This window comes from Uliginosibacterium sangjuense (assembly GCF_059132465.1).
Map to the genome: position 1 here is coordinate 2,485,036 of NZ_CP101132.1, position 25,415 is coordinate 2,510,450.

Consider the following 25,415-nt stretch of genomic DNA (forward strand, 5'->3'; position numbering starts at 1 on the left):
CAAAGCCGGAACGGGTTTTCGAGTGCCGATCCGCTTTAGCTGAATTTATCAAGCGCCCGCAAGCTGAAATCAAATCGGCGCGTGGCGGAACCTTAGCGCGAAGCGCGACGTGGCGTCAAACCTCGCTCAGGCGTCGGAGCTGACAAGGTTCAGGTCGAGCTGGCCGCCGCCCTCCCCGTCGTCGTTCGCTTTGGCTTTGGCTGCATCGGCGCGCCCACCCTCGATCGCCTGCAGGTACTCGGGCGTAATGTCGCCCGTCACGTAGCAGCCGTCGAAGCAGGAGGTTTCGAACACCTCGAGCGTCGGATTGAGCGATTGCACCGAACGCTTGAGGTCTTCCAGGTCCTGATAGATCAGCGCATCGGCACCGATTTCTTCGCCGATCTGCTGTTCGTCGCGATAAGAGGCAATCAGCTCAGCGCGCGAAGGCATATCGATGCCGTACACGTTGGCATGCCGCACAGGCGGCGCGGCCGAGGCCATGAAGACCTGCGTCGCACCTGCTTCGCGTGCCATGTTGATGATCTCGCGCGAGGTAGTGCCGCGCACGATGGAGTCATCGACCAGCAGCACGTTCTTGCCGGTGAACTCCTGATGAATCGCATTGAGTTTCTGGCGCACCGATTTCCGGCGGATGGCCTGGCCCGGCATGATGAAGGTGCGGCCGATGTAGCGGTTCTTCACGAAGCCTTCGCGATAAGGCAGGCCCAGACGGGCCGCCAGTTCCATCGCGGCCGGACGGCTGGAGTCCGGAATCGGGATCACCACATCGATCTTCAGGTGCGAGAAATCACGCGTGATGCGGTCGGCCAGGAACTCCCCCATCTTGACCCGGCTGTCATACACCGAAACTCCGTCGATCAACGAATCGGGACGGGCCAGATAGACGAACTCGAACATGCAAGGGGCGTGCGTCTTGGGCTCACTGCACTGCCGGCTGACCAGATTGCCCTGAGTGTCGATCAGCACCGCCTCACCCGGCGCGATGTCCCGCACCAGCTTGAAGCCCAACACGTCCACCGCCACGCTCTCTGAGGCCACCATGTACTCGGTGCCCTGCGAAATCTCGTTCTTTCCCAGCACCAGCGGACGGATCCCATAGGGGTCGCGGAAAGCCAGCAGGCCATAGCCGGCGATCATCACGACCGCCGCATAGGCCCCGCGCGCCCGCTTGTGCACGCCGGCCACGGCCCGGAAGATGGTGTCCGGATCGAGTCGGAAGGAGCCGTTCGACGAGGCCTGCAACTCGTGCGCCAGCACGTTGAGCAGCACTTCCGAATCGGAGTTGGTATTCATGTGGCGCAGGTCGGCGAGATACATCTCGCGCTTGAGCTCATCGGCATTGGTCAGATTGCCGTTGTGCGCCAGCATCAGGCCGAAGGGCGAATTCACGTAGAACGGCTGCGCCTCGGCCGGGTTGTAGGCCGAGCCCGCCGTCGGGTAACGACAGTGGCCGATGCCCCAGTTGCCTTCGAGATTGCGCATGTGGCGGGTGCGGAACACCTCGCTCACCAGGCCGGGGCCCTTGTGCATGTGGAAGCGGCCGCCCTCGGCGGTCGCAATCCCTGCGGCATCCTGGCCGCGGTGTTGCAGGACCTGCAACCCGTCATAAAGCAACTGATTGACGGGCGTGGTCGCCACCACGCCGATGATTCCGCACATAGCTCACCCGTTCATCGATACTTGATACGCCCGGCAAGCTCTGGCGGAAGCCAGGGCCTGACGGCCAGGACCACGGTTTCGAGCGGCGCCGACAACTGCGCCTCCCGCCACCAAGGCTCGCGCGGCAGGCTGGTCATGCCTGCCGCCCCAACAATCAGTATGGCCAGTACCAGCGCGCGCAGCACACCGAAACAGGCACCCAGACAACGATCGGCCAGACTCAAGCCCACCGCCGCCAGCAGTTCGCGCAACAGCATCCGCAGCAGGGCCAGCACTACCAGCACCAACACCACGATCACTACCCAGGCCGTCACCATCTGCAACCATGGCGCCGTGATCCAGGCAGCAAAGTACGGTGCCAACATCCCGCCGAACATCCTTGCCGCCAGTACTGCCAGCACCCAGGCCAGCAGCGCGAACACTTCCACCACCAGACCACGCCAGAACCCGAGCAGGACGGACAGCCCCAACACGCCCAGGAATACGTAGTCGAACACCGTCATCCAGCACGCCTACTTGGCACTCACCACCATGCCGCTGAGGCCGGACTTCTTGAGCTTGGCCAGCGCCTTGTCGGCCGCCTCGCGATCGGTGAAAGGTCCGACACGCACGCGCGAACTCTCACCCACCGGCTCCACCACGGTCGAAAAGCCCGCCGTCTTGATCTTGGCGCGCAGGCTCTTGACGTTCTCGGCGTCGCGATAGACCCCGAGCTGCACGTAGAAGCGCTTGTTCTCGGCTACCGCTGCGACCGGCTCACCGCCTTCGAGCAGGCTCTTGGCGCGCGCCGCGCCATCCGGCTCCTTCGGCACGGTTTCCTTGGGAGGCGCTTCCTTGACTGGCGCCTCCTTGGGCACATCCTTGACTGTCGGGGCGAGCAGCGGCTTTTCAAGCTGCGCGGCGGGCACGCTCGCCGCAACTGGCGCCACCGCAGGCTCACTGGCCGGCAGCGCGGGTTCCAGTGGCGCCATGGCAACCGGTGCGGAAGCCGTGCTGTTGATCAGGCGGGCGGTGTAGTTGCCTCCCTCCTGGCTGGGGATGCGGATCTGCAGTTCATTGCCCGTGGAACGCGGCTCCTTGTCCATGACCATCGGCAGGATGATGGCGGCGGCCAAGGCCAGGGCAACCGCACCTACGAGACGGCGACGGGCGCGTTTCTTGATTTCGAGCTGGGCGTCGTTGTCAGGCATGGCAGGCAGGAGAAGATTCGAAGCAGACTCTGGATGGGCTCAGCGGGCGGCCGCGAGCGCCTGCATCACGGCCGAGACGGTCAGGAATGAACCGAAGGTCACGATTCTATCACCCTCCCCCGCCGCCGCCCCGGCCGCCCGCCACGCCGTCGCCGGATCGGGATGCAGGCTCAGGGCCACATCGGCCTGCAGGCCTCGCAGCACCTGTGCCATCTGCGCCGCGCTGGCTGCACGCGGGCCCGGCAGGTCGCACAGGTGCCAGTGATCCACGCGCGGCAACAAATGACGAAGGCTGCCGGCGATGTCCTTGTCGGCCAGCATGCCGCACACCGCCAGGGTGTTGGGGTAGAAGCCCATGTTCATCAGGTTGTCGGCCAGCACGCCCGCCGCCTGCGGATTGTGCGCAACGTCCAGCACATTGACGGGCTTGCCCGGCACGACCTGGAAGCGCCCCGGCAGCTCGACCAGCATGAGACCCTGGCGCACTGCCTGCATCGGGACCGGCAAGCGGTCCTGCAGCGCTTCCAGCGCGGCCAGTACGGCACTCGCATTGAGCAACTGGTTGGCCCCGCGCAAGGCCGGGTAGGCCAGGCTATTGCGACGCTGAGCCCGCCCCTGATAGTTCCATTGGTTCTTGTCGCCAGCGAAACGGAAATCACGCCCGCTGATCCACAGGTCGGCACCTATCACGGCAGCATGCTCGACCAGGGTGGCGGGCGGTTGCGGATCACCACAGATCGCCGGCTTGCCGGCGCGGTAAATGCCAGCCTTCTCGAAACCGATCTGCTCGCGCGTGTCGCCCAGGTAGTCCATGTGATCCATGGCCACGCCGGTCACGATGGCGCAGTCGGGCTCAAACACGTTGACCGCATCCAGACGCCCGCCCAGACCAACCTCCAGGATGATCACGTCCAGCCCGGCATCGGCGAAGACCTGCCAGGCCGCCAGGGTGCCAAACTCGAAATAGGTCAGCGCGATATCGCCACGCGCCTGCTCCACCTTCTCGAATCCCGCACACAGGGTCGCATCGTCCACTTCCTGGGCGTCGATGCGCACGCGCTCGTTGTAGCGGACCAAGTGCGGCGAGGTGTACAGGCCGACGCGATAGCCAGCAGCACGCAGAATCGCTTCCAGCATGGCGCAGGTCGAGCCCTTGCCATTGGTGCCGCCAACGGTGATGACCACCGCATCGCTGCGCGCATTCAGCCGGTCGGCCACACGGGCCACCCTGCCGAGGCCCAACTCGATGGTTTGGGGATGTTGGCGCTCGATGTACGCCAGCCACGCTTCAAGCGTGGCGAACGCAGCCGACATCAGGCGGACAAGGCCGGCTGGCGCGACAGCAAGGTCAGCACCTGGGCCAGTTTTTCCGGCAACTGGCGACGATCGACGATCATGTCAATGGCGCCCTTCTCAAGCAGAAACTCGGAACGCTGGAAACCTTCCGGCAACTTCTCGCGCACCGTCTGCTCGATCACGCGCGGGCCGGCAAAGCCGATCAGCGCACCCGGCTCGGCCATGACCACATCGCCCATGAACGCGAAGCTGGCCGACACTCCACCCATGGTGGGGTCGGTCAGAACGGTCACGAAGGGCAATTGCTTCTGCGACAAGCGGGTGATCGCAGCCGTGGTCTTGGCCATCTGCATCAGAGAGAACAGGCCTTCCTGCATGCGCGCGCCACCGGTCGCGGTGAAGCACACGAAGGGCAGGCCTTGCTCATGCGCCACGGTGACGCCACGCACGAAACGCTCGCCCACCACCGAGCCCATGGAGCCGCCGAGGAAATCGAACTCGAAGACCGCGACGACCAGGGGAATCGTTTTAACCGCCCCCTGCATGACGATCAACGCGTCCGCTTCGCCGGTGTCTTCGTTCGCCGCAGCCAGGCGGTCGATGTATTTCTTGCTGTCCTTGAACTTCAGCGGGTCCAGCGGCACCACTTCGGCACCAATTTCGAAGCGCCCCTCTGTGTCGAGCAACAGATCCAGGCGCTGGCGCGCACGGATGCGCTTGTGATGGCCGCACTTGGGGCACACATGCTGTGCCGCCTCCAGGTCCGAGCGGTAGAGCACCGCCTCGCAGGCCTCACACTTGATCCACAGCCCTTCCGGAATCGAACGCTTGGAGGGTTGGTCACGCTTGATCTTGGGCGGCAGCAGTTTGGTCAGCCAGCTCATCATTCACCTCGATTCTGTTGCGCTCAGGCGCGTGCTTGGTCCATCGCGGCACGCACGCCAGCGAGAAAATCGGTGAGACGTCCGGCCAAGCCGGCTTCACCCTGCTCCACTTCCTGCACGATACGGGAACCGATGACGACCGCATCGGCCACCTTGGCCACCGCCTTGGCGGACTCCGCGTCGCGAATGCCGAAACCCACACCAATCGGCAGCGACAGCAGGCCACGCAGCACATCCAGCTTGGCTGCGACATTTGCGATGTCCAGGTGCGCCGCACCGGTCACGCCCTTGAGCGACACGTAATAAACATAGCCCGCCGCCAGTTTGGCCACTGCTTCGACACGCGAGGGTGGCGTGGTCGGTGCGAGCAGGAATATGGGATCGAGTCCGAACTGCTTGAGCACGGCCACGCGGCCTGCCGCTTCTTCGGGAGGCAGGTCGACTGTCAGCAAACCATCGACGCCCGCCTCGGAGGCCACACGCGAGAAGGCCTCGTAGCCCATCGCTTCGACCGGATTGGCATAGCCCATCAGCACCACCGGCGTCTCGGCATTGCTGTGGCGGAACTCGGCCACCATGGCGATCACCTGGCGCAGGCTCACGCCATGGGCGAGCGCCCGCTCGCTGGCACGTTGAATCACCGGGCCATCCGCCATCGGGTCAGAGAAAGGCACCCCCAATTCGATGACGTCCGCCCCGCCCTTCACCAGCGCGTGCATCAGCGCCACCGTGGCACCGGGATTCGGATCGCCGGCCGTGATGTAGGGGATCAGGGCCTGGCGGCCAGCCGCCTGCAGGCGGGCAAAAGTAGTCTGGATTCGGGACATTGTTGCCGGAGAAAACAAGTTCAGAGTTGGATGCCGGACAGGCGCGCGATGGTCGGGATGTCCTTGTCGCCACGACCGGACAGATTGACCACGATCACTTGGTCACGCGACAGGGTCGGCGCCAGCTTCTTGGCATGTGCCAGGGCATGGCTGGATTCCAGCGCAGGAATGATGCCCTCGTAACGGCAGAGGTCATGAAAGGCATCCAGCGCTTCATCGTCGTTGGCCGCTACGTACTCGGCGCGGTGAATTTCCTTGAGATGGCAGTGCTCGGGGCCGACGCCGGGATAATCCAGTCCAGCAGAAATGGAGTGCGTTTCAATGATCTGCCCATTCTCATCCTGCATCAGATTCACGCGCTGACCATGCAGCACACCGGGGCGGGCATCGGTCGTCAGCGGCGCCGCATGCTTGCCAGTCTCAATGCCCAAGCCGCCGGCCTCGACACCGATCAGACGCACGCCCGGCACGTCGATATAGGGATAGAAAATGCCGATCGCATTCGACCCGCCGCCCACGCAAGCCACCACCGCATCCGGCTGGCGCCCGATCTGCTCGGCGCACTGGACCTTGCATTCCTCGCCGATCACGGCCTGGAAGTCGCGCACCAGCATCGGGTAAGGATGCGGGCCAGCACAGGTGCCGATGATGTAGTAAGTGGAATCGACATTGGTGACCCAGTCGCGCATGGCTTCGTTCATGGCGTCCTTGAGGGTCTTGGAGCCGCTCTCTACCGGCACCACGGTGGCGCCCAGCAGCTTCATGCGGAACACATTGGGCGCCTGGCGTGCGACGTCCTCGGCCCCCATGTACACCACACATTCAAGGCCGTAGCGCGCGGCCACGGTGGCAGAAGCCACGCCGTGCTGACCAGCGCCGGTCTCGGCGATGACGCGCTTCTTGCCCATGCGGCGTGCCAAGAGGGCCTGACCGATGGTGTTGTTCACCTTGTGCGCGCCGGTGTGATTCAGGTCTTCGCGCTTCAGGTAAATCTGGGCGCCGCCGATTTGCTCGGACCAGCGCCGTGCGTGGTACAGCGGGCTGGGACGCCCGACGTAGTGCTTCAACTCGTACTGATATTCGGCCATGAAGGCCGGATCCTGGATCGCTTTCTCGTACTCGGCACGCAGTTCATCCAGCGCGGGAATCAGCGTCTCGGCGACGAAGATGCCGCCAAACTGCCCGAAGTGTCCGGTCGCATCCGGGGCTTCGTAGCGGGGTTCATTCTTCAGTTCGGCCATCTGCATCACGTACTCCGGCAACAAAAGCTTCCATCAGGGCCCGATCCTTGACGCCCTTTGCGGCTTCAATCCCACTGCTCACATCCACCGCCCAAGGGCGCACGCACCTTACGGCGGTAGAAACGTTTGCGGGGGTCAGGCCACCTGCCAGGACGAGTGGAAGAGGGAAATCGGCTGGCAGCAAGGACCAGTCGAAGACCTCGCCACCACCGCCATAACCATCCACCCAGGCATCGGCCAGCACTGCGCAGGCCGAGGGAAAGCGGGAGGCATAGTTTAGCAGATCGAATCCAGCCCTCACGCGTGCAGCCTTGAGGTAGGCGCGGCCGAAACTGCGGCAATAGGCCTCGTCCTCGTCACCATGGAACTGCAGCAGGCTCAAGGGCACCGTGTCCAGCACCTCCCGCACGCGGGTAGGTTCCTCGTTGACGAACAAGCCGACGGTACTCACGAAAGGCGGCACCAAGGCACACAGTTCACGCGCCTGCTCCACGCTGACGGCCCGCGGGCTGGGAGGATAGAACACGAAGCCGATGGCGTCCGCCCCAGCCTGCACGGCATCCAGCACATCCTGTGGCCGGGTCAGGCCACACATCTTGATCCGGGTGCGCACGCGTTTCATCCCAGAAGCTGTTGAAGGGGCGCGATGATACGTCCGTCGCCCGGCAGGCGCCAGTTTGGCGGGTAATCCACGCCAGCCAGGTAGAGCCCGTCGGGCGCAAAGGTAGGCGGAGCGAAACGCCGGTCTTTGGCTGCCATCAACGCGGCAAAGCCTTGTTCATCCAGCGCCCCCTTTCCAACATAGACCAGTGCTCCAACCAGGTTGCGCACCATGTGATGGAGAAAGGCGTTGGCCTCGAACTCGAAGACCACCCAGTCAGCCTGCCGCCACACACGCGCATGACTCATGGTGCGCACCGGCGAGTGCGCCTGACACTCGGCGGCCCGGAAAGAGCTGAAATCATGCTCGCCGCACAGGCTTGCTGCGACCCGATCCATCCTTGTCACATCGAGTGGCAGGTGGAACCAGCCTACCCGCCCGTGATGTAGCGCACTGCGTACCGGTCGGTTCAACAGAAGGTAACGATAGCGACGTGCCCGTGCCGAGAAACGTGCATGGAACGCCTCGTCAACCTCCTGCGCCCAACGCACCGCGACACTCTTCGGCAAATGCGCATTGACGCCTCGCACCCAGGCACTCATTGGTCGCCGGACCTCGGTGTCGAAATGAACGACTTGGACGGCTGCGTGCACACCAGTATCGGTGCGCCCTGCACACACGGTCGCCACCGTTTCATTCGCAATGGCGGACAACGCGCGCTCAAGCACGTCCTGCACCGTGCGGCCATGCGGCTGAGTCTGCCAGCCCTCGAATGCGCCGCCGTCGTACTCCAGGCCCAGTGCAACTCTCACGCGCTTCCCCACAGCAGGCCAGCACAGGCCAGCAAGATGAGGATCGCCACCGCAAACACATCAGCAGTCGTCAGCGGGGACAGGCGCAACGGGCTCACTGACACTTGTTTTTCTGCCGCTGAAGCGCTGAGCCAATCCCGCCATGTCAGGCGCTCGGCATGCTCCGCTTCCTGCAGCACCAGTTGCAGACGAATCGCAAGCCTTGCAGAAGGCAGCCCCAGGCGTTGCAGGGGGGCCAATAAGCCGTGGAGACCCTGCACCCATTGCGCATGATTCAGCAGGCGCAGCATGAGCCCCACGATGGCGACGACCAGCAGGATGCGCGCGGTGTGATCTGCAGCGAGACCTACCCCCTCCAGGGTCGGACTCCAGGCTCCGAACTGCGGCCACACCAGAGTTCCCGGCGTATGCCAGCAAAACAGCAGGAACAAGACCAGGAGCATGTAACGCAGACGCTTGGTCAAGCGCCACCAGGCTTTGGCGGCACAGGCCACACTCAGGATTGTGAGCAGGCACAGGGCAAGCAACAGGGGCGTGCCCTGCAAGCGCTGCAGCAGAAGGATCAAAACAAAACCGGCCGTCACGGGGACGGCCGGATGACATGCAACGAAAAGGGACACGGACTTACATGCGCTCAACTGATACGCGACAAGATGGTCTTGGCCATTTCCTTCTGCGCATCAACACCGTCTGCCATCACTTCCTCAAGCAGCTCACGAGCACCTTCCAAGTCACCCATCTCCTCGTAAGCGCGCGCCAGCTCGAGCTTGGTCGTCACTTCATCATCGAGATCGATCTCGGCCAGCGGTTCACCCGCCCCAACGGGCTCGGCGAGCGCGACATCGACACTCGGGGCAGGCGCCGAAGCCTGCATCACGCCAGCAGTCTGGCTCAGGTTGCCATCGGTGCGTAGATTCACTTGGGAGAGGTCCAGGCTGCGGTCATCGGGACGGGATTCGTCACCCAGCTCAAAATCGAAATCAAGCAGACTGCCTTCGAAGTTGGTCTTCTCCAGATCGACCACGGACAGTGTGGTTTTTTCCATTGCACGCTCGATCCCAAGGTCGAAATCCTCCGGTTCGGCTGCCGCCACGACCGGTGCAGGAGCCGGTGCAGGTGCGGCCGTTTCAAGCACCGGCGACGCAGCCGCCTGCTCAACCACGGGCACATCGGGCTCGGTTTCCATACCCAGGTCGATGTCGAATTCGAGCGGATTCATCGAGTCGGTCGCTTTCGGCAGATCCGGCTCAACCACGATGTCATCGATGGCCAGGTCGGCCGGCGCCTCATCCACCTCACGCGCCTCCATGCGCGTCTCGGGCTCTTCACCCTCCGGCAGCTCGAGATCGAGATTGAAGTCCAGATTCAACGGATCAGCCGGGGGCGCGCTCACGGCAGGCGTCGCCTCGGGAATCATCGGCAACTCGCCATTGCTGGTGTCGAACTGGCTGATCTCACCCGGCACCGTCCAGGTCGCCCGCATCTGCGACACGTTGTTGGTCCCGAAAGTCACAGCCGGCGCCGGCTCCTCGGCGGCGGCCACCTGCTCAACCTGGGCCGCGACAGAATCCGCCACCAGGCCCGCAGCCGCCCCGACAGCAGTCGCCGCGACTGCCGCCTCTATCACCGGCACGCCCGGCTCGGCCGCAGCCTGTTCGGTCGTGCCACCGGAACGATAGAGCGGATTAGTCGGGTCGAGACGCGCCCCCAAGGCAGCCGCCTTCGCCCAGTCATCTCCGGCGCCACCGGTCTGTGTATAGAGATCGGTCGCAATGTTCTCGAACTGCTTGAGGCTGCGGCGTTGCGCGTAGATCTCCAGCAACTTCACGTAGATCGCCGCACGCGTGGGATCGTTCTTCAATGCGTCGAGAAGGATTTCCTCGGCCTGTGCATCGCGCCCATAGGCCATGTACACATCGGCTTCGGCCACCGGATCGACCCCCTCATCGGTGTCAATCGCCGACAGGCCGGACTGGCTGAAATCCGTATGCAGCACGCTGGTGCCGGTATCGACCGTCTGCCCGCCCGCATTGCCGAACACCGAATTCGGGCTGGTCGAAGCTTCGCTCAATGCCGACATGGTCAGGCCAGTATTCTTGGCATTGCGCTTGCGGTTGCGCAGGACCACATAGCCCGCGCCCAGGGCAGCGATCAGGAGGCCGCCCAGCGCCAAGGGGCTGGACAGCAAGCCTTCTTCTTCCTCCACCACGGGCATCGGAGCAGGGGCCGGGGCGGGAGCCGGCGGCGGCTCCGCAACCGGGGCACTCGCCACCTCTTCCGTAATGACAGGGGCCGGAGCCGGCTCCATGGCAGGCGGCGCGCTGGCGGCGACAGCCGCGGCCGCGGCTGCAGCAGCGGCCTTGGCCTCCTCTTCAGCCTTGGCGGCAGCCGCCACGCGTGCTTCTTCAGCGGCCTGCGCAGCCTTGCGTGCCTCTTCCGCCTCTTTCGCCGCCGCAGCCTTGACCGCCTCGGCTTCCTTGGCCGCAGCAGCCTTCGCCGCTTCCGCCTCCTTGGAGGCCGCCAGCTTCGCTTCCTCGGCCTGCTTGGCAGCCAGTTTCTTGGCCTCTTCGGCGCTCTTCTGCGCCGACGACTCGGCCTTCTTGGCCGCATCAGCCTGTTTCTGCAGGTCGGACAGATTCTGGTTCTTCAACTCGACCAGCTTCTGCAGTTCCTTGACGTTCTTTTCCAGCGCAGCCAGACGACTATTGGCCTCGTTGAGCGCCTTGTTGCGGGATGCCAGTTCTTCCTGCAGCGTCTGCACGCGCGCCGCTGCGTTCTTCTCGGCCGCACTGGCCTGACTGTCACGATTCTGGCTGATCTTGAGCTGACCCTGACTCGGCGCCACTGCAGGTGCCGACTCGGCCACCTTGGGTGCGATCTTGCCTGTGGACGACTGGCTCGCCGCCGGTTGCTGAGCCGGCGCATCGGCAGCAGCCGACGCCACAGCCTTGCGATAGCCGTCGAAACTGGAAGCGTTCAGCACGATTTCACGTGCTTCCGTCTTGGAGATGCGCTGCACCTCTTCCGCTTCGGGCACCTTCAGGATCTTGCCGGCGCGCAGGCGATTAATGTTGCCGTTGATGAAGGCGTCTTCGTTGGCCTTGTAAAGGGCAGCCAGCATCTGCTGGGTGCTGACGTCACTGGACTTCAGATTGCCGGCAATGCCGCTGAGGGTATCGCCTTGCTTGACCTGATAATCCCCGGCAGCGGCCTGTTCCGTCGGGGTCGCGGCGGGCTTGGGCTCAGCCGCAGCACGACGGGGCTGGCGCGGAGCCGGTGCCGGCTTGCTGGCCGCCGGCGCAGGTGTGGGCGCCGCGCTGGCGCGGCTGCCGACATCCGGGCTGGTCACCGTGCCGACGGCAGGAGCCGGGGTGCGTTGATCGGCCACTTCGGCCGGATCAAGCAGGAAGGTATATTCGCGCAGCAGGCGCCCGCCATTCCAATTCAGCTCGATCAGAATATCGACGAACGGTTCGCCGAACGGACGATCGGAGGAGATTCTCACCACAGCATTACTGCCGGCGCGCCGTTCGACCGCCATTTTCACGCTGGACAAGGAACCATCGTATTCGATGTTGGCACGCTTGAATGCTTCTAATGAAGCAATTCGCGCCGACATGCCGTCGAGCTCTTCCGGCGTCGCGGCAATTTCTACCTCTGCCCGCAAAGGCTGGCCTAAGGCACTGAAAACGCTAATTCTTCCAAGACCAGCCGCAAACGAACCGCCGGAAAATGCGGCAATCAATGCGGCCACCAGGGTGCTACGAAGGAACGGTGTTTTCATATGTTTTCGGCGCGGCACGCTAGCGAGCGGCCTTCTCTTGTGGTTAGAGAATAAGATCAAAATAACATCAAAGGGTTAGGGCTGCAAGCTCATCCTTTTCCTGAAATAGCGCGAACAAAAAGCCCTTGTTCAACAAATACTTCAAGACAGTTTTCCTTCGCCGCAATGCAAAAGGGAGGAAGTGCGAACACTTCCTCCCCCACGAAATCGACCGGCCATCAGCCCTCGATCAGGATACGTAACATGCGCCGCAGCGGCTCGGCAGCTCCCCATAGGAGCTGGTCGCCCACGGTGAATGCTGTCAGGTATTCGCCGCCCATCGCCATCTTGCGCAGCCGACCGACCGGCACCTCCAGACGACCGGTGACGGCAGCCGGGGTCAATTCGCGCTCAGAACGTTCGCGTTCATTAGGAATAACCCGAACCCAGTCATTCGCAGTTCCGATAATTTCGGTGATTTCGTCCAGCGGAATGTCTTGACGCAATTTGATCGTCAGCGCCTGACTGTGACAACGCATGGCGCCGATTCGTACGCACAATCCGTCGATGGGCACGCTACCAGGCGAACGGAATGCCGGCTTGCCGAGAATCTTGTTGCATTCGGCGCCGCCCTTCCATTCTTCCTTGCTCTGACCGTTTTCGTACGGTACGTCGATCCACGGAATCAGACTTCCCGCCAAGGGCACGCCGCGGAAATTCTGCTTCGGCAACTCGTCAGAGCGGATCGTCTCGGCCACCTTACGATCAATGTCGAGAATCGCGGACGCCGGATCAGCCAGCAAATCAGACACGGAGCCGTGAATCTTGCCCATCTGCGCGATCAGCTCGCGCATGTTCTGGGCTCCCGCGCCGGAAGCGGCCTGATAGGTCATGGACGTGGCCCACTCGATCAGATCCTTCTGGAACAGACCGCCCAGTGCCATCAACATCAGGCTGACCGTGCAGTTGCCACCGACGTAGTTCTTCACGCCCTTACTCAGACCATCCTGGATCACGTTCTTGTTGACCGGGTCCAGGATGATGATCGCGTCGTCCTTCATGCGCAGGGCCGACGCCGCATCGATCCAGTAGCCGGCCCAGCCGGCCGCGCGCAGCTTGGGGAAGATCTCATTGGTGTAGTCACCGCCCTGGCAGGTGACGATCACATCCATCTGGCGCAGGTCCTCAATGGACTTGGCATCCTTCAGGGGCGGCACGTCGCGCCCGATGTTCGGGCCGGCACCGCCGACATTGGACGTGGTGAAAAACACTGGCTCGATCAGCGCGAAATCATTCTCTTCGCGCATGCGCTGCATCAGCACGGAGCCAACCATGCCGCGCCAGCCGACAAAACCTGCACGCATTTCAGTTTCCTCTAGATAAACGCCCCGCTCCGGTTCCGCCTGACCCGCCGCCGCGGGGTCAAAGTGCGGAGGTGCAGGACGAAATCAACCAGCGGTAGTTTTCGTGGTTTTGGTGGTGGTCGTGGTGGACGTGACGATGCCGGTCGTAGCAACGACCACAACGCCAACGGCCTTCACCGACATTGCGTCGGCAAAGGCAGTCAGAACCGGCATTTCACGTCCATCAACCATTACAGATCCAATCAGAGCGCTGCGATCACCGCATCACCCATTTCGCGGGTACCGACACGCTTGGTGCCCTCTTCCCAGATGTCGCCAGTGCGCAGACCGGAGGCTAGAACCTTCTTGACCGCGGCTTCGATACGCTGGGCTGCGGCTTCGTTGTCGAAGCTATAGCGCAGCATCATGGCAGCAGACAGGATCGTTGCCAAGGGGTTGGCCACGCCCTTGCCCGCGATGTCCGGGGCGGAGCCGTGGCAAGGCTCGTACATGCCCTTGTTGTTCTGGTCCAGCGAGGCCGAGGGCAGCATGCCGATGGAGCCGGTGAGCATCGAGGCTTCGTCGGACAGGATGTCGCCGAACATATTGCCGGTGACCATCACGTCGAACTGCTTCGGTGCGCGCACCAGTTGCATCGCGGCGTTGTCGACGAGCATGTGCGACAGCTCGATGTCCGGATACTCCCTGGCGACTTCGATCATGACGTCACGCCACAGTTGCGTGGTTTCCAGCACGTTCATCTTGTCGACCGAGCAGACCTTCTTGTTGCGCTTCTGCGCCGACTTGAAGGCGACGTGGCCGATACGACGGATTTCGTCTTCGTTGTAGATCATGGTGTTGCGACCGACACGCTTGCCACCTTCTTCGGTGATGCCGCGCGGCTCGCCGAAGTAGATGTCACCGGTCAGCTCGCGCACGATCAGGATGTCCAGGCCCGACACCACTTCCGGCTTCAGCGAAGAGGCATTGGCGAGCTCGGGATAGAGGACCGCCGGGCGCAGGTTGGCGAACAGGTTCAGGTCCTTGCGGATACCCAGCAGGCCACGCTCGGGGCGTTGCGGGCGCGGCAGCACGTCCCACTTCGGGCCGCCGACGGCACCCAGCAGCACGGCATCGGCCGCGCGCGCCAGCTTCTGCGTGGCTTCCGGATAGGGCGAACCGGTCGAATCGACGGCGCAGCCGCCCAGTTCGGCGTACTCCAGTTCCAGCTTGAGGCCATCGCTCTTCAGCGCATCCAGCACGCGCACGGCTTCGGCAATGATTTCGACACCAATCCCGTCACCGGGCAGAACACAAATCTTCATTTTTTATCCTTGTCTGCGATTACTGCGAGAACAGCCAGGGCTGAGCCGCCTTGTGCTTCGTCTCAAAAGCCTTGATCTGCTCGGCATGCACCAGGGTCAGGCCGATTTCATCCAGGCCATTGAGCATGCAGTGCTTGCGGTGCGGCGTGATATCGAAACCGAAGGAGAAACCGCTGGGTGTGGTCACGGTCTGGGCTTCCAGGTTCACGTCCAGCGCATAGCCTTCGGTGGCTTCGCATTCCTTGAACAGACGATCGACAACCTCGCTGCCCGCAACGATCGGCAGCACGCCGTTCTTGTAGCAGTTGGAGAAGAAGATGTCGGCGAAGGACGGGGCGATGATGACGCGAAAACCGTAGTCCTCGATGGCCCAGGGCGCATGCTCGCGGGATGAGCCGCAGCCGAAGTTGTCGCGTGCCAGCAGCACCTGTGCGCCCTGGTAGCGAGGCTGGTTCAGCACGAAATCCGGGTTCTTCGGACGGTGCGTGCAGTCCATGCCGGGCTCACCGTAGTTGGTATAGCGCCATTCATCGAAGAGGTAGGGTCCAAAACCCGAGCGCTTGATCGACTTGAGGAATTGCTTCGGGATGATGGCGTCGGTATCGACGTTGGCACGATCGAGCGGACAGACCAGGCCCTTGAGTTGCGTAAATGCTTTCATGACGGATTCCTGATTATTTCTTGCCGGAGTTCTCGATCTTGTTGCCCACGTGCTCGAGATCCTTACCGAAGCCACGCCAGGTATTGCAGGCGGACAGCGTGAAGGCAAGCAGCAAGGAAAGGGCGATGACTCGTTTCATGATTCAACTCCTGGCAAAAGCGTTTATTGCACCGAACGGACGTCCACGAAGTGGCCGGCGATGGCAGCAGCAGCAGCCATGGCGGGGCTCACCAGGTGAGTGCGCCCGCCAGGGCCTTGACGACCTTCGAAGTTACGGTTGGAGGTCGAGGCGCAGCGTTCACCCGGCGACAGGCGGTCGGCATTCATGGCCAGACACATGGAGCAGCCCGGCTCGCGCCATTCGAAACCTGCCTCGATGAAGATCCTGTCGAGGCCTTCCTGTTCGGCTTGACGCTTGACCTGGCCGGAGCCGGGCACCACCAGCGCGAGCTTGACGTTGCCGGCCACCTTCTTGCCCTTGGCGATGACCGCAGCGGCACGCAAATCCTCGATACGACTGTTGGTGCAGGAACCGATGAACACCTTGTCGATCTTGATGTCGGTGATGGCCTGCTCGGCAGTCAGGCCCATGTACTGCAGGGCACGCTCGATGCCGGCACGCTTGACCGCATCCTTCTCGGCAGCAGGGTTGGGCACCTTGCCACCCACCGCCAACACCTGCTCGGGCGAGGTGCCCCAGGTCACCTGCGGCTCGATCTCTTCCGCCTTCATCTCGATGACGGTGTCGTAGACGCCATCGGCGTCGCTGGCCAGCGTCTTCCAATAGGCCACCGCAGCGTCCCACTGCGCGCCCTGCGGCGCGTACTGACGACCCTTCAGGTATTCGAAGGTGGTTTCATCCGGGGCGATGATGCCGGCGCGCGCACCCGCCTCGATCGCCAGGTTGCAGACCGTCATGCGACCTTCCATCGACAGGCCACGGATCGCCGAGCCGGCGAACTCGATGCAGTAGCCCGTGCCACCTGCCGTGCCGATCTTGCCGATGATGGCGAGCGCCACATCCTTCGCCGTCACGCCTGCGCCAAGCTGACCTTCCACTTTGATCAGCATGGACTTGGACTTCTTCTGCACCAACGTTTGCGTCGCCAGCACGTGCTCCACTTCGGAAGTCCCGATGCCGTGCGCCAGTGCGCCGAAGGCGCCATGCGTCGCGGTATGGCTGTCGCCACAGACCACCGTCATGCCCGGCAGCGTGGTGCCGTTCTCCGGGCCGATCACGTGGATGATGCCCTGGTTGGCATGCTTGAACGGGAAGTAGACCAGTGCGCCGAATTCCTTGATGTTGGCATCCAGCGTATCGACCTGCGTCTTGGAGATCGGGTCCTCGATGTCACGGTCCCAATTGTTGGTCGGCGTGTTGTGGTCGGGGTTGGCCACCACCGAACTCGGGCGCCAGGCCTTGCGGCCAGCGATGCGCAGACCTTCGAAGGCTTGCGGGCTCGTCACTTCGTGCATGAGGTGACGGTCGATGTAGATGAGGCAGGTGCCGTCCTGTTCCTGACGGACCACGTGGGAATCCCACAACTTGTCGTAAAGCGTCTTGCCGGCCATGGCTGTCATGACTCCTTGCTGGTGCCCGGGAGAGCAGAGAAAACGGGAAGCGGCGCAATACACTCGTCCGCAGTGGGGCGAATCATAGCCAGCTCGATATACCCGTACAAGCAGAGCTTTTATACTGGTATAACGACTAACAGGATCACGTCTACACCGTCAATACTTATGGATAGCAAACGCAAGGAGTTGGGGGAGTTCCTCCAGATCATCCGCTTGCGCAGCCAACCGGCGGACTATGGCTTCGCCCCTGGTCAGCGCCGCCGCACAGCCGGCCTGCGGCGCGAGGAGATGGCGCAACTGATCGGCATCAGCCCGACCTGGTACACCTGGGCCGAACAAGGGCGCGAGGTCAATCTCTCGGCCGAGGTGCTGGACCGGCTGGCGCAGCGCCTCAACATGACCCGCAGCGAGCGCGCCTATCTGTTCGAGATGGCCGGCCGCCGCGATCTGCGCGCCAGCGAACCGGAAGACGACACCGCCCCCTCGCCCCTGCTCGCGCTGCTGGCCGAAATCGCCACGCCCGCCTACATCATGGGTCGCTACTGGGACTTGCTGGGCTGGAACGCAGCCGCGGCAGAGCTGTTCGCCGGCTGGCTGGACACCACGGGCGGCAATGACGCCCGCCCCAACCTGCTGCGCTTCGTGTTTGCCCACCCGCTCGCACGCCGCCTGCTGATCGACTGGGACATCCGCGCCCAGCGCATCGCGGCGGAGTTTCGCGCCGACAGCCGCAGCCGGCTGGAATCCCCTGCCCTGCAGCAGTTGATTGCGGAACTGTCGGCGGTCAGCGACGACTTCAGCCGCTTCTGGAAACAGCACGACGTCATGGAGCGCCAAGGTGGCCAGCGCGATTTCCAGCACCCCACCCGCGGCCTGATCAGCTATGAGCAGATCACGCTCAAGCCCATGGAACACGAACACATCAAGCTGGTACTGCTGCGCCCGCTGTCAGCACTCACTTCGGTTTCGCCTGCTCGTACAGGGTCTTGACGCGTGCGCTATAGACCTCGAGGTCGGCCTGGCGCTCGCCAGAGGGCGGGTGGGTAGACATCCACTTGGGCGGCTCGCTGCCGCCCGCCTTGCGCATCTTGCCCCATAGCGTGACCGCCGCGCGCGGGTCAAAACCGGCGCGCGCAGCCAGTTCCACGCCAATGCGGTCGGCCTCAGTTTCGTGCTCGCGTGAATTGGGTAGTTCAAAGGTCGCCTGGTAAGCCATGGAGGCCATGTCCATGCCCAACTGCCCCACCCCCAGCAAGATGCCGCCGATGGTCATCGCCGCATTCGCGTTGGCCTGCTGCGAGGCACGTTCCCAGGCATGCTCACGCAGTGCATGCGCGATTTCGTGGCCCATCACCGCAGCCAACTCATCGTCGGTCAACTGCAGCTTCTCGATGAGTCCGCTATACACGGCAATCTTGCCGCCGGGCATGCACCAGGCGTTGAGATCCTTGGACTCCAATACGTTCACTTCCCACTTCCAGTCACGCGCATCCGGGCGGAATACCGTGGTCTGCGGGATCAACCTGTCGGCGATGCGGCGCACGCGCGCGACCTGCTCCGCATCCTTGTTCAGGACGTTCTTCTTCTGTGCCTGCTGGATCACCTGCGTGTACTGCAAGGTCGCCTGACGGTCCAGATCCTTGCGGTTTACCAGCGGCGATACGGTCTGCTTGCGGTCGATCCCCACGGTCCCCGACTCGGTGGTCTTGACGGTCTGGCAGGACGTCAGCAGCAAGGCGCTCAAGCCCGCTACCATCCAACGGTAAGCACTCATTCATACACTCCAGATTCTGCCGGGCCGCCGCGACGCCAGCCGGCCACCAGGCACAGCAAGCCCAGCAAGGCGAACACGGCCCCGGCAGTAAAAGTCCAACCCGGCCCCAGGCGGTCCCACAACACACCGGACAGCAGGCCGCCCACGATGCCGCCGGCCCCAAAGCTCATGCTGCCATAGAGTGCCTGACCGAGCGATTGGTGCCCCGCGCCAAACCAGCGATGCACCGCGGCCACGGCGGTCGCGTGGTAGGCGCCAAAAGTAATGCCATGCAGGCTCTGCGCGAGGATGATCAAGCCCCACCACTCAACGCCCCAGCCAGTCAGCAGAAAGCGCAGGATGGTCGCGCCGAAACATACGAACATGACCGTGCGCAGGCTGTGCCCACCCAACAAGCGCGGCGCCCACAGGAAGATACCGATTTCGGCCAGCACCCCCAGCGCCCACAGCAGCCCCACGGCGGTCTTGGCATAACCGGCCTCGACCAGATGAATCGAGAAGAACACGTAGAAGGCACCATGCGCGGCTGACATCAGGAAGGCCGCTGCCAGCAGCGCCAGAATCTCCTGTCGGCACAATAGCGCCGCGAGGCCGTCCCGCGCTTCGCGTGCGCGCGGTACGCGCGCCTGATCCGGCAACAGCCAGGAGGCCAGCAGGATCGCGCACAGCGTCAGCATGCAGCCGGGCAGGATGCTGTCCACTGGCCACACTTCAAGTACCGCGCCCATCGCCATCACGGCCACGACGAAACCGATCGAACCCCAGGCCCGTACCCGCCCGTAGTGTGCCGAACGCGCGCCGAGGCTGGACAAGGTGAGCGACTCCAGCAGCGGCATGGTCGCAGTCCAGAAGAAGCTCATCACGCCCAGCGCGAACAGCATGCTCCACAGGTCATGGGCATAACGCACCCAGACAAAACCCAGCAAGGAGAGGAAAGCGGAGGCGCGGATCACCGGCGTGCTGCGCCCCAGGCGATCGCCCAGCCAGCCCCACAGATTGGGCGCCACCAGGCGCATGACCTGCATCACCGACATCAGCAGCGCGATCTCGGTCGCCGCAAAGCCCCGGCCCTGCAGCAGCAAGGCAAAGTACGGCATGAAGATGCCGATGAAGGTGAAGTAGCAGAAGTAGTAGATGGACAGCCGCGGCATCACGCCCAGGCTGTTCATGGCGGCGATCCGCTTCAAGCTTTGGGGCTAGGGACGGGCTGCGTGGCTTCCGGCGCCAGGCCGGCGATGCGCGGCAGCGGCGGCGTGACATCGGCGTTCTGCGCACGCTGGCGCAGCGCGTGGTCGATCAGCACCAGGGCCAGCATGGATTCGGCGATCGGCGTGGCACGGATGCCCACACAAGGGTCGTGACGGCCGGTGGTCATCATCATGACCGGATTGCCGTCGCGGTCGATCGAGCGGCGATCCTGCGGAATCGAGGAGGTCGGCTTGATGGCCAGCGAGACGCGGACGTCCTGGCCGGAGGAGATACCGCCCAGCACGCCGCCAGCGTGGTTGGACAAGAAGCCCGCGGGCGTCAGCTCGTCGCCATGCACGGTGCCGCGCTGCGCGACCACATCGAAGCCGTCGCCGATCTCGACGCCCTTGACCGCGTTGATGCTCATCATCGCGTAGGCGATGTCGGCGTCGAGGCGGTCGTACACCGGCTCGCCCCAGCCCGGCGGCACGCCAGTGGCGATGACTTCGATGCGCGCGCCGATGGAGTCGCGCTCGCTGCGGATCTGGTCCATATAGGCTTCGAGCTGCGGGATGATCTCCGCATTCGGCGCGAAGAAGGCGTTGTTGCCCACTTCGTCCCAGCTCTGGAACGGGATCTTGATCTCACCGAGTTGGCTCATGAAGCCGCGGATCACGATGCCAAATTTTTCGGCCAGCCACTTCTTGGCAATCGCGCCAGCGGCCACGCGCACCGCCGTCTCGCGCGCCGAGGAGCGGCCGCCGCCACGGTAGTCGCGCACGCCGTACTTGTGCTCGTAGGCGTAGTCCGCGTGGCCCGGACGGAAGGTGTTCATGATCTTGGAGTAGTCACCGCTGCGCTGGTCCTGATTGCGGATCAGCAGCGCGATGGGCGTGCCCGTGGTCTTGCCCTCGAACACGCCGGACAGGATCTCGACCGTATCCGGCTCCTTGCGCTGCGTGACATGGCGCGAAGTGCCGGGCTTGCGGCGGTCCAGCTCGGCCTGGATGTCTGCTTCGCTCAACACCAGCCCCGGCGGGCAGCCGTCGACGACGCAACCGATCGCCGCACCATGCGACTCACCGAAAGACGTGACCGTGAAAAGCGTTCCGAGCGTGCTGCCAGACATGGGAAGACCGTTGGGGTAGGCGGAAAGGCGGCGATTTTAACACGCCACCCCCGTCGTCCCCTTCAGGCGAAGAAGGCCTCCAGTTTCTCGAACACACGATGGTCGGCGCCGTGGCGCGCCACCGACAGCACGTCCTCCAGCTTCTCGACCTGGCGCACGATCTGCGGCAGGCGTTCGTCCTCCCGAACCAGCAGCCAGATGCGACTGCGCGCCTCGTTCTCCTGCGGCATGCACAGAATGCCTTCGAGGTTGAAGGCGCGGCGCGCAAATAGACCGCATACATGGGTCATCACGCCAGGGTGGTTGCGCACATTCAGTTCCAGCACGGCCTTGTGGAAGCCGGGCGTGGTCACGGGCATATCCATGCTCATTCTCCAATCATCTCGGTGTTGGCAGCGCCCGGCGGCACCATTGGGTAGACCTTCTGGTTCACGTCGATCGAACAATGGATCAGGCAGGGCCCGCGCATGGCCAGCGCCTGCGCCAGCATGGCGCGCGGGTCGCTCGCCTGGTCCAGGTCGAAGGCCTGCATGCCGAAACCCTCGGCGATCTTCATGAAATCCATGCGGCGCGCGTAGTTCACCGCGTACAGGCGCTTCTTGTAGAACAAGTCCTGCTGCTGATGCACCATGCCCAGCGACTGGTTGTTCATCAGGATGACCTTGATGTTGGCGCCCTCCTCCGCAGCAGTCGCCATCTCCTGGATGTTCATCTGCAGGCTGCCATCGCCCGAAAAACACACCACGGTGCGCTCAGGTTCCGCCAAAGCGGCGCCGATCGCCGCCGGCATGCCGAAGCCCATGGTGCCCAGCCCGCCTGAGGTCAGCCACTGCCGCGCGCGACGCAAGGGATAGGCCTGGGCCACCCACATCTGGTGCTGGCCCACGTCGGTGGTGATGATCGCTTCGTCATCGAGCAGGCTGGCCACGGCGCGCACCAGGCCATAGTGGCTGCGCGGATCGCCGGCGCCGGGCATCGCCAGCGGATACTCGGCGCGCAAGCTGTCGACGCGGGCCAGCCAGCGCTTGCGCAACTGCACCTGCACATGCGGCAGCAACTGGTCCAGCACCTTCGCCACGTCGCCATGGATGCCCACGTGCGGACGCTTGATCTTGCCTAGCTCGGCCGGGTCGATGTCGACATGGACGATGGCGGCATTGGGACAGAACTTCTCGGCCTTGCCGATGGCACGATCGTCGAAGCGCGCACCCAGCACGATCAACAGGTCCGCCTCCTCCAGCACGTAATTGGTGAAGCGCGCCGCATGCATGCCCAGCATACCCAACGACAGCGGGTGATCGACCGGCATTGCACCCAGGCCCATCAGGGTCATGGTAGTCGGCAGGCCGGCCTGCTCCGCCAAGGTCACCGCCTGGTGGCAGGCATTCGACGTGATCACGCCACCGCCCAGGTACAACACCGGCGTCTTCGCCGCGTTGATCAACTCCGCTGCGCGCAACACCGCGTCGTAGTCGACGGCAGGCATGGCATCCGGCACAGCCGGCGACGGAAGCTCTTCCAGTTCGATGAGCGCGTTCTGCACGTCCTTCGGGATATCCACCCACACCGGACCGGGGCGACCCGACTCCGCGAGGCGGAAGGCTTCCGGGATCACCTGCAGCAGGTCTTCCACCTTGCGCACGAGGTAATTGTGCTTGGTGATCGGGATCGAGATGCCATAGGTATCCACCTCCTGAAAGGCATCGGTGCCGATCATGGACGAAGGCACCTGTCCCGTGATGCACACGAGGGGAACAGAGTCCAGCTTGGCATCGGCAATCGCCGTCACCAGATTGGTCGCACCCGGTCCGCTCGATGCCAGACACACCGCAGCCTTGCCGGTGGCGCGGGCCATGCCCTGCGCGATGAACCCCGCGCCTTGCTCGTGGCGAGCCAGAACGTGACGAATTGTTTCGCTGTGCGCCAGCGCATCGTAAAGCGGCAAAGCGGCGCCGCCGGGAATGCCGGTCACGGTGGTGATGCCCTGCCGCTCGAGCAGCCTGACAACCAATTGAGCCCCTGTGTACTGCATGGATCCTGCTCCTGATTTCTGGAGCCGGTGCGTTTCGGGCGGGGCAATTTGAATTAGTTCAAAAAGAAAACCCCGCTCGGCTCGCGCCGGCGGGGTTGGAAACTTTTGTCTAGTCCTAGCCCGTTACGACGCGATGCCGCCTACGCCTACTACACGTACTACCACTACTGCTGCCAGAGCAGCCATCGCGCCAGAGGTGTAAGAGACGAAGTTCACGAGATCAGACCAAACCGAAGTGAGAAACGCGCTTCCATTGAAGCACAAGCCAGAGGGCTAAACAAGCCCCCAGGGTGTCATCAACCCATGAGGACTTTCCCGCAGCAGCGCAAGACGAGAAGCACTCTCATTTGGCGCTTATCGCTTCGTCCCGCAGGGCGCGCCGCAGGATCTTGCCAACGTTGGTCTTGGGCAGCTCGTCACGGAAGATCACGCTACGCGGCACCTTGTAGCCAGTGAGCCCCTTCCGGCAATGGGCAATCACATCCTCTGCGGTCAGCGCCGGATCCTTGCGTACCACGAACAGGCGCACGGCTTCGCCGGAGCATTCGTCGGGCACCCCGATGGCCGCCACCTCGCGCACGCCCGGGTGCGAGGCCGCGACATCCTCGACCTCGTTGGGATACACGTTGAAACCAGAGACCAGGATCATGTCCTTCATGCGATCGACGATGCGCACGAAGCCCTTGTCGTCGATAGCCGCCACATCGCCAGTACGCAGGAAACCATCCGCCGTCATCACACGTGCGGTTTCCTCCGGGCACTTGTAGTAGCCCTTCATGACCTGCGGCCCTTTTACGCACAACTCACCGGCTTCACCGACCGCCACCTCCTCACCCTGCGGGTTGCGGATGGAAATGTCGGTGGAGGGCACCGGCAAGCCGATGGCGCCATTGAACTCGGGCAGGTCCAGGGGGTTGATGCACACTGCCGGCGAGGTCTCGGTCAGGCCATAGGCTTCGATCAGCGGGCAGCCGGTCATCTTCTTCCAGCGCTCGGCGACGGCATGCTGCACGGCCATGCCGCCCCCCAGCGAGACGCGCAGGCCGGTGAAATTCAGTTTGCCGAAATCCGGGTGGTTCAGCAACGCGTTGAAGAGCGTGTTGACTCCGGTGATGGCGGTGAAGCGATGCTTGCCGAGCTCCTTCACGAAACCCGGAATGTCCTTGGGGTTGGTGATCAGGATGTTGCTCGCCCCCAGCTTGAAGAAGGTGAGGCAGTTCGCGGTCAGCGAGAAGATGTGATAGAGCGGCAGTGCAGTAATGATCACTTCCTGCCCGTCGTGCAGCCAGGGGCGTACCCAAGCATGGGCCTGCTGCAGGTTGGCGATGATGTTGCCATGGCTCAACATGGCGCCCTTGGCCACGCCGGTAGTGCCGCCGGTGTACTGCAGGAAGGCGATGTCGTCATGCGTGACCTCGACGGCAGCCAGTGCATGCTGCGCGCCTTCAGCCATCGCGTCCTTGAAGCGGATGTGCCCTGGAATTTCCCAGGCCGGCACCATTTTTTTGATGTGCCTGACCACGAAGGTGACCAGCGCACCTTTAAGCCCGCCCAGCATGTCGCCGATAGAGGTGACCACGACGTGCTTCAAGGGCAGACCGCTCGCGATGGGTGCGAGCGTGCGCGCGAAGTTCTCCAGGATCACGATCGCCTCGGCACCGGAGTCACGCAACTGGTGTTCGAGTTCGCGCGTGGTGTAGAGCGGATTGCAGTTGACGATGGTATAGCCTGCGCGCAAGGCCCCCCACAGGCACACCGGGTACTGCAGCAGGTTGGGCATCATCAGCGCCACGCGGGCACCACGCGGCAGTTTGAGTACCTGTTGCAGATAGGCCCCGAAGGCCGAGGACAGCCGTTCCAGCTCTCGGTAGCTGATCGACTTGTCCATGTTGGTATAGGCCGGCCGGTCACCCCAGCGCGCCACCCCAGTATCGAACAGATGACCGATCGAGCTGAACTCGTTGAGGTCGACCTCCGCCGGGATGCCTTTGGGGTAGCTTGATAGCCACACTTTTTCCATTCTTTGTCTCCTCCGGATACCGCTGTGCAGCACATGTCCTGCATGTGGGCTGCGGACAATTCGATCCTAGTTCATCACCGCACGCAGGGCTC

General features: G+C 63.3%; 24 protein-coding genes. 1 reads left to right on the forward strand and 23 read right to left on the reverse strand.

Going from position 1 to position 25,415, the window contains the following annotated elements; translation table 11 throughout:
- Nucleotides 1–126 precede the first annotated feature (126 nt).
- The 17 genes from purF to leuC all read right to left on the reverse strand — a co-directional run bounded on the left by purF (nt 127) and on the right by leuC (nt 17,177).
- Nucleotides 127–1,662, reverse strand: a complete 1,536-nt coding sequence (gene purF / locus NMB43_RS11500; protein WP_494348302.1) for an amidophosphoribosyltransferase — start codon at nt 1,660–1,662, stop codon at nt 127–129.
- Between the two features lie 11 nt (nt 1,663–1,673).
- On the reverse strand, nt 1,674–2,165 hold the full coding sequence (locus tag NMB43_RS11505; RefSeq protein ID WP_494348303.1) for a CvpA family protein: 492 nt from the start codon (nt 2,163–2,165) through the stop codon (nt 1,674–1,676).
- 9 nt (nt 2,166–2,174) lie between these two features.
- A complete protein-coding gene (locus NMB43_RS11510) occupies nt 2,175–2,852 on the reverse strand; it encodes an SPOR domain-containing protein (RefSeq protein ID WP_494348304.1) in 678 nt (225 codons plus the stop codon).
- A gap of 39 nt (nt 2,853–2,891) precedes the next feature.
- Entirely contained in the window at nt 2,892–4,166 is a 1,275-nt protein-coding gene (gene folC, locus NMB43_RS11515) for a bifunctional tetrahydrofolate synthase/dihydrofolate synthase (protein ID WP_494348305.1), read from the reverse strand.
- Nucleotides 4,166–5,032, reverse strand: coding sequence for an acetyl-CoA carboxylase, carboxyltransferase subunit beta (gene accD / locus NMB43_RS11520; protein ID WP_494348306.1), 867 nt, complete (start codon nt 5,030–5,032; stop codon nt 4,166–4,168). The genes folC and accD overlap by 1 nt, the downstream gene beginning before the upstream one ends.
- 23 nt (nt 5,033–5,055) lie before the next feature.
- Nucleotides 5,056–5,859, reverse strand: a complete 804-nt coding sequence (gene trpA, locus NMB43_RS11525; RefSeq protein WP_494348307.1) for a tryptophan synthase subunit alpha — start codon at nt 5,857–5,859, stop codon at nt 5,056–5,058.
- 20 nt (nt 5,860–5,879) lie between these two features.
- Entirely contained in the window at nt 5,880–7,106 is a 1,227-nt protein-coding gene (gene trpB, locus NMB43_RS11530) for a tryptophan synthase subunit beta (protein WP_494348308.1), read from the reverse strand.
- The gene (locus tag NMB43_RS11535; RefSeq protein WP_494348309.1) at nt 7,081–7,722 is read right to left on the reverse strand and encodes a phosphoribosylanthranilate isomerase; all 642 of its coding nucleotides are present in this window, start codon (nt 7,720–7,722) and stop codon (nt 7,081–7,083) included. The genes trpB and NMB43_RS11535 overlap by 26 nt, the downstream gene beginning before the upstream one ends.
- Nucleotides 7,719–8,513 (reverse strand): tRNA pseudouridine(38-40) synthase TruA, encoded by a 795-nt coding sequence (truA, locus tag NMB43_RS11540; RefSeq protein WP_494348310.1) that lies wholly within the window; start codon nt 8,511–8,513, stop codon nt 7,719–7,721. Before truA ends, NMB43_RS11535 begins: the two co-directional genes overlap by 4 nt.
- Entirely contained in the window at nt 8,510–9,079 is a 570-nt protein-coding gene (locus NMB43_RS11545) for a hypothetical protein (RefSeq protein WP_494348311.1), read from the reverse strand. Before NMB43_RS11545 ends, truA begins: the two co-directional genes overlap by 4 nt.
- A gap of 68 nt (nt 9,080–9,147) precedes the next feature.
- Entirely contained in the window at nt 9,148–12,297 is a 3,150-nt protein-coding gene (locus tag NMB43_RS11550; protein WP_494348312.1) for a motility hub landmark protein FimV, read from the reverse strand.
- 218 nt (nt 12,298–12,515) lie between these two features.
- Entirely contained in the window at nt 12,516–13,640 is a 1,125-nt protein-coding gene (asd, locus tag NMB43_RS11555) for an aspartate-semialdehyde dehydrogenase (protein ID WP_494348313.1), read from the reverse strand.
- 84 nt (nt 13,641–13,724) lie between these two features.
- Nucleotides 13,725–13,871: a hypothetical protein gene (locus NMB43_RS11560; protein ID WP_494348314.1), complete on the reverse strand. Its 147-nt coding sequence runs from the start codon at nt 13,869–13,871 to the stop codon at nt 13,725–13,727.
- 11 nt (nt 13,872–13,882) lie between these two features.
- Nucleotides 13,883–14,944, reverse strand: a complete 1,062-nt coding sequence (gene leuB, locus NMB43_RS11565) for a 3-isopropylmalate dehydrogenase (RefSeq protein ID WP_494348315.1) — start codon at nt 14,942–14,944, stop codon at nt 13,883–13,885.
- Nucleotides 14,945–14,963: 19 nt separating this feature from the next.
- A complete protein-coding gene (gene leuD, locus NMB43_RS11570; protein ID WP_494348316.1) occupies nt 14,964–15,605 on the reverse strand; it encodes a 3-isopropylmalate dehydratase small subunit in 642 nt (213 codons plus the stop codon).
- A gap of 13 nt (nt 15,606–15,618) precedes the next feature.
- Complete coding sequence (locus NMB43_RS11575) at nt 15,619–15,744, reverse strand: entericidin A/B family lipoprotein (RefSeq protein WP_494348317.1); 126 nt, start codon at nt 15,742–15,744, stop codon at nt 15,619–15,621.
- 23 nt (nt 15,745–15,767) lie between these two features.
- Nucleotides 15,768–17,177 carry a 3-isopropylmalate dehydratase large subunit gene (gene leuC, locus NMB43_RS11580; protein WP_494352139.1) on the reverse strand — a complete coding sequence of 470 codons (1,410 nt, stop codon included), beginning with the start codon at nt 17,175–17,177 and terminating at the stop codon, nt 15,768–15,770.
- Nucleotides 17,178–17,345: 168 nt separating this feature from the next.
- On the opposite strand from leuC, the gene NMB43_RS11585 reads away from it, so the two are divergent.
- On the forward strand, nt 17,346–18,170 hold the full coding sequence (locus NMB43_RS11585) for a helix-turn-helix transcriptional regulator (RefSeq protein ID WP_494348318.1): 825 nt from the start codon (nt 17,346–17,348) through the stop codon (nt 18,168–18,170).
- Here NMB43_RS11585 and NMB43_RS11590 read toward each other — a convergent pair.
- The 6 genes from NMB43_RS11590 to NMB43_RS11615 form a co-directional block, all read right to left on the reverse strand.
- Nucleotides 18,136–18,954: a M48 family metallopeptidase gene (locus tag NMB43_RS11590; protein ID WP_494348319.1), complete on the reverse strand. Its 819-nt coding sequence runs from the start codon at nt 18,952–18,954 to the stop codon at nt 18,136–18,138. The two genes, NMB43_RS11585 and NMB43_RS11590, sit on opposite strands and share 35 nt — an antisense overlap.
- Nucleotides 18,951–20,123, reverse strand: coding sequence for an MFS transporter (locus NMB43_RS11595; protein WP_494348320.1), 1,173 nt, complete (start codon nt 20,121–20,123; stop codon nt 18,951–18,953). The genes NMB43_RS11590 and NMB43_RS11595 overlap by 4 nt, the downstream gene beginning before the upstream one ends.
- A gap of 14 nt (nt 20,124–20,137) precedes the next feature.
- The gene (gene aroC / locus NMB43_RS11600; protein WP_494348321.1) at nt 20,138–21,271 is read right to left on the reverse strand and encodes a chorismate synthase; all 1,134 of its coding nucleotides are present in this window, start codon (nt 21,269–21,271) and stop codon (nt 20,138–20,140) included.
- 62 nt (nt 21,272–21,333) lie between these two features.
- Entirely contained in the window at nt 21,334–21,636 is a 303-nt protein-coding gene (gene ilvN, locus NMB43_RS11605) for an acetolactate synthase small subunit (protein WP_494348322.1), read from the reverse strand.
- Between the two features lie 2 nt (nt 21,637–21,638).
- Entirely contained in the window at nt 21,639–23,303 is a 1,665-nt protein-coding gene (gene ilvB, locus NMB43_RS11610) for an acetolactate synthase large subunit (RefSeq protein WP_494348323.1), read from the reverse strand.
- Between the two features lie 343 nt (nt 23,304–23,646).
- Nucleotides 23,647–25,323, reverse strand: coding sequence for a long-chain-fatty-acid--CoA ligase (locus tag NMB43_RS11615; protein WP_494348324.1), 1,677 nt, complete (start codon nt 25,321–25,323; stop codon nt 23,647–23,649).
- Nucleotides 25,324–25,415: the final 92 nt, after the last annotated feature.

What these genes read in the sequence shown, in the direction of transcription:
- NMB43_RS11550 (WP_494348312.1), bottom strand. Translation starts at nt 12,297, where the DNA reads ATGAAAACACCGTTCCTTCGTAGCACCCTGGTGGCCGCATTGATTGCC.
- NMB43_RS11595 (WP_494348320.1), bottom strand. Translation starts at nt 20,123, where the DNA reads ATGAACAGCCTGGGCGTGATGCCGCGGCTGTCCATCTACTACTTCTGC.
- NMB43_RS11575 (WP_494348317.1), bottom strand. Translation starts at nt 15,744, where the DNA reads ATGAAACGAGTCATCGCCCTTTCCTTGCTGCTTGCCTTCACGCTGTCC.
- purF (WP_494348302.1), bottom strand. Translation starts at nt 1,662, where the DNA reads ATGTGCGGAATCATCGGCGTGGTGGCGACCACGCCCGTCAATCAGTTG.
- folC (WP_494348305.1), bottom strand. Translation starts at nt 4,166, where the DNA reads ATGTCGGCTGCGTTCGCCACGCTTGAAGCGTGGCTGGCGTACATCGAG.
- trpA (WP_494348307.1), bottom strand. Translation starts at nt 5,859, where the DNA reads ATGTCCCGAATCCAGACTACTTTTGCCCGCCTGCAGGCGGCTGGCCGC.
- leuB (WP_494348315.1), bottom strand. Translation starts at nt 14,944, where the DNA reads ATGAAGATTTGTGTTCTGCCCGGTGACGGGATTGGTGTCGAAATCATT.
- NMB43_RS11560 (WP_494348314.1), bottom strand. Translation starts at nt 13,871, where the DNA reads ATGGTTGATGGACGTGAAATGCCGGTTCTGACTGCCTTTGCCGACGCA.
- leuC (WP_494352139.1), bottom strand. Translation starts at nt 17,177, where the DNA reads ATGGCCGGCAAGACGCTTTACGACAAGTTGTGGGATTCCCACGTGGTC.
- ilvB (WP_494348323.1), bottom strand. Translation starts at nt 23,303, where the DNA reads ATGCAGTACACAGGGGCTCAATTGGTTGTCAGGCTGCTCGAGCGGCAG.
- aroC (WP_494348321.1), bottom strand. Translation starts at nt 21,271, where the DNA reads ATGTCTGGCAGCACGCTCGGAACGCTTTTCACGGTCACGTCTTTCGGT.
- NMB43_RS11505 (WP_494348303.1), bottom strand. Translation starts at nt 2,165, where the DNA reads ATGACGGTGTTCGACTACGTATTCCTGGGCGTGTTGGGGCTGTCCGTC.
- trpB (WP_494348308.1), bottom strand. Translation starts at nt 7,106, where the DNA reads ATGCAGATGGCCGAACTGAAGAATGAACCCCGCTACGAAGCCCCGGAT.
- accD (WP_494348306.1), bottom strand. Translation starts at nt 5,032, where the DNA reads ATGAGCTGGCTGACCAAACTGCTGCCGCCCAAGATCAAGCGTGACCAA.
- asd (WP_494348313.1), bottom strand. Translation starts at nt 13,640, where the DNA reads ATGCGTGCAGGTTTTGTCGGCTGGCGCGGCATGGTTGGCTCCGTGCTG.
- leuD (WP_494348316.1), bottom strand. Translation starts at nt 15,605, where the DNA reads ATGAAAGCATTTACGCAACTCAAGGGCCTGGTCTGTCCGCTCGATCGT.
- NMB43_RS11615 (WP_494348324.1), bottom strand. Translation starts at nt 25,323, where the DNA reads ATGGAAAAAGTGTGGCTATCAAGCTACCCCAAAGGCATCCCGGCGGAG.
- ilvN (WP_494348322.1), bottom strand. Translation starts at nt 21,636, where the DNA reads ATGGATATGCCCGTGACCACGCCCGGCTTCCACAAGGCCGTGCTGGAA.
- NMB43_RS11510 (WP_494348304.1), bottom strand. Translation starts at nt 2,852, where the DNA reads ATGCCTGACAACGACGCCCAGCTCGAAATCAAGAAACGCGCCCGTCGC.
- NMB43_RS11585 (WP_494348318.1), top strand. Translation starts at nt 17,346, where the DNA reads ATGGATAGCAAACGCAAGGAGTTGGGGGAGTTCCTCCAGATCATCCGC.
- NMB43_RS11535 (WP_494348309.1), bottom strand. Translation starts at nt 7,722, where the DNA reads ATGAAACGCGTGCGCACCCGGATCAAGATGTGTGGCCTGACCCGGCCA.
- NMB43_RS11590 (WP_494348319.1), bottom strand. Translation starts at nt 18,954, where the DNA reads ATGAGTGCTTACCGTTGGATGGTAGCGGGCTTGAGCGCCTTGCTGCTG.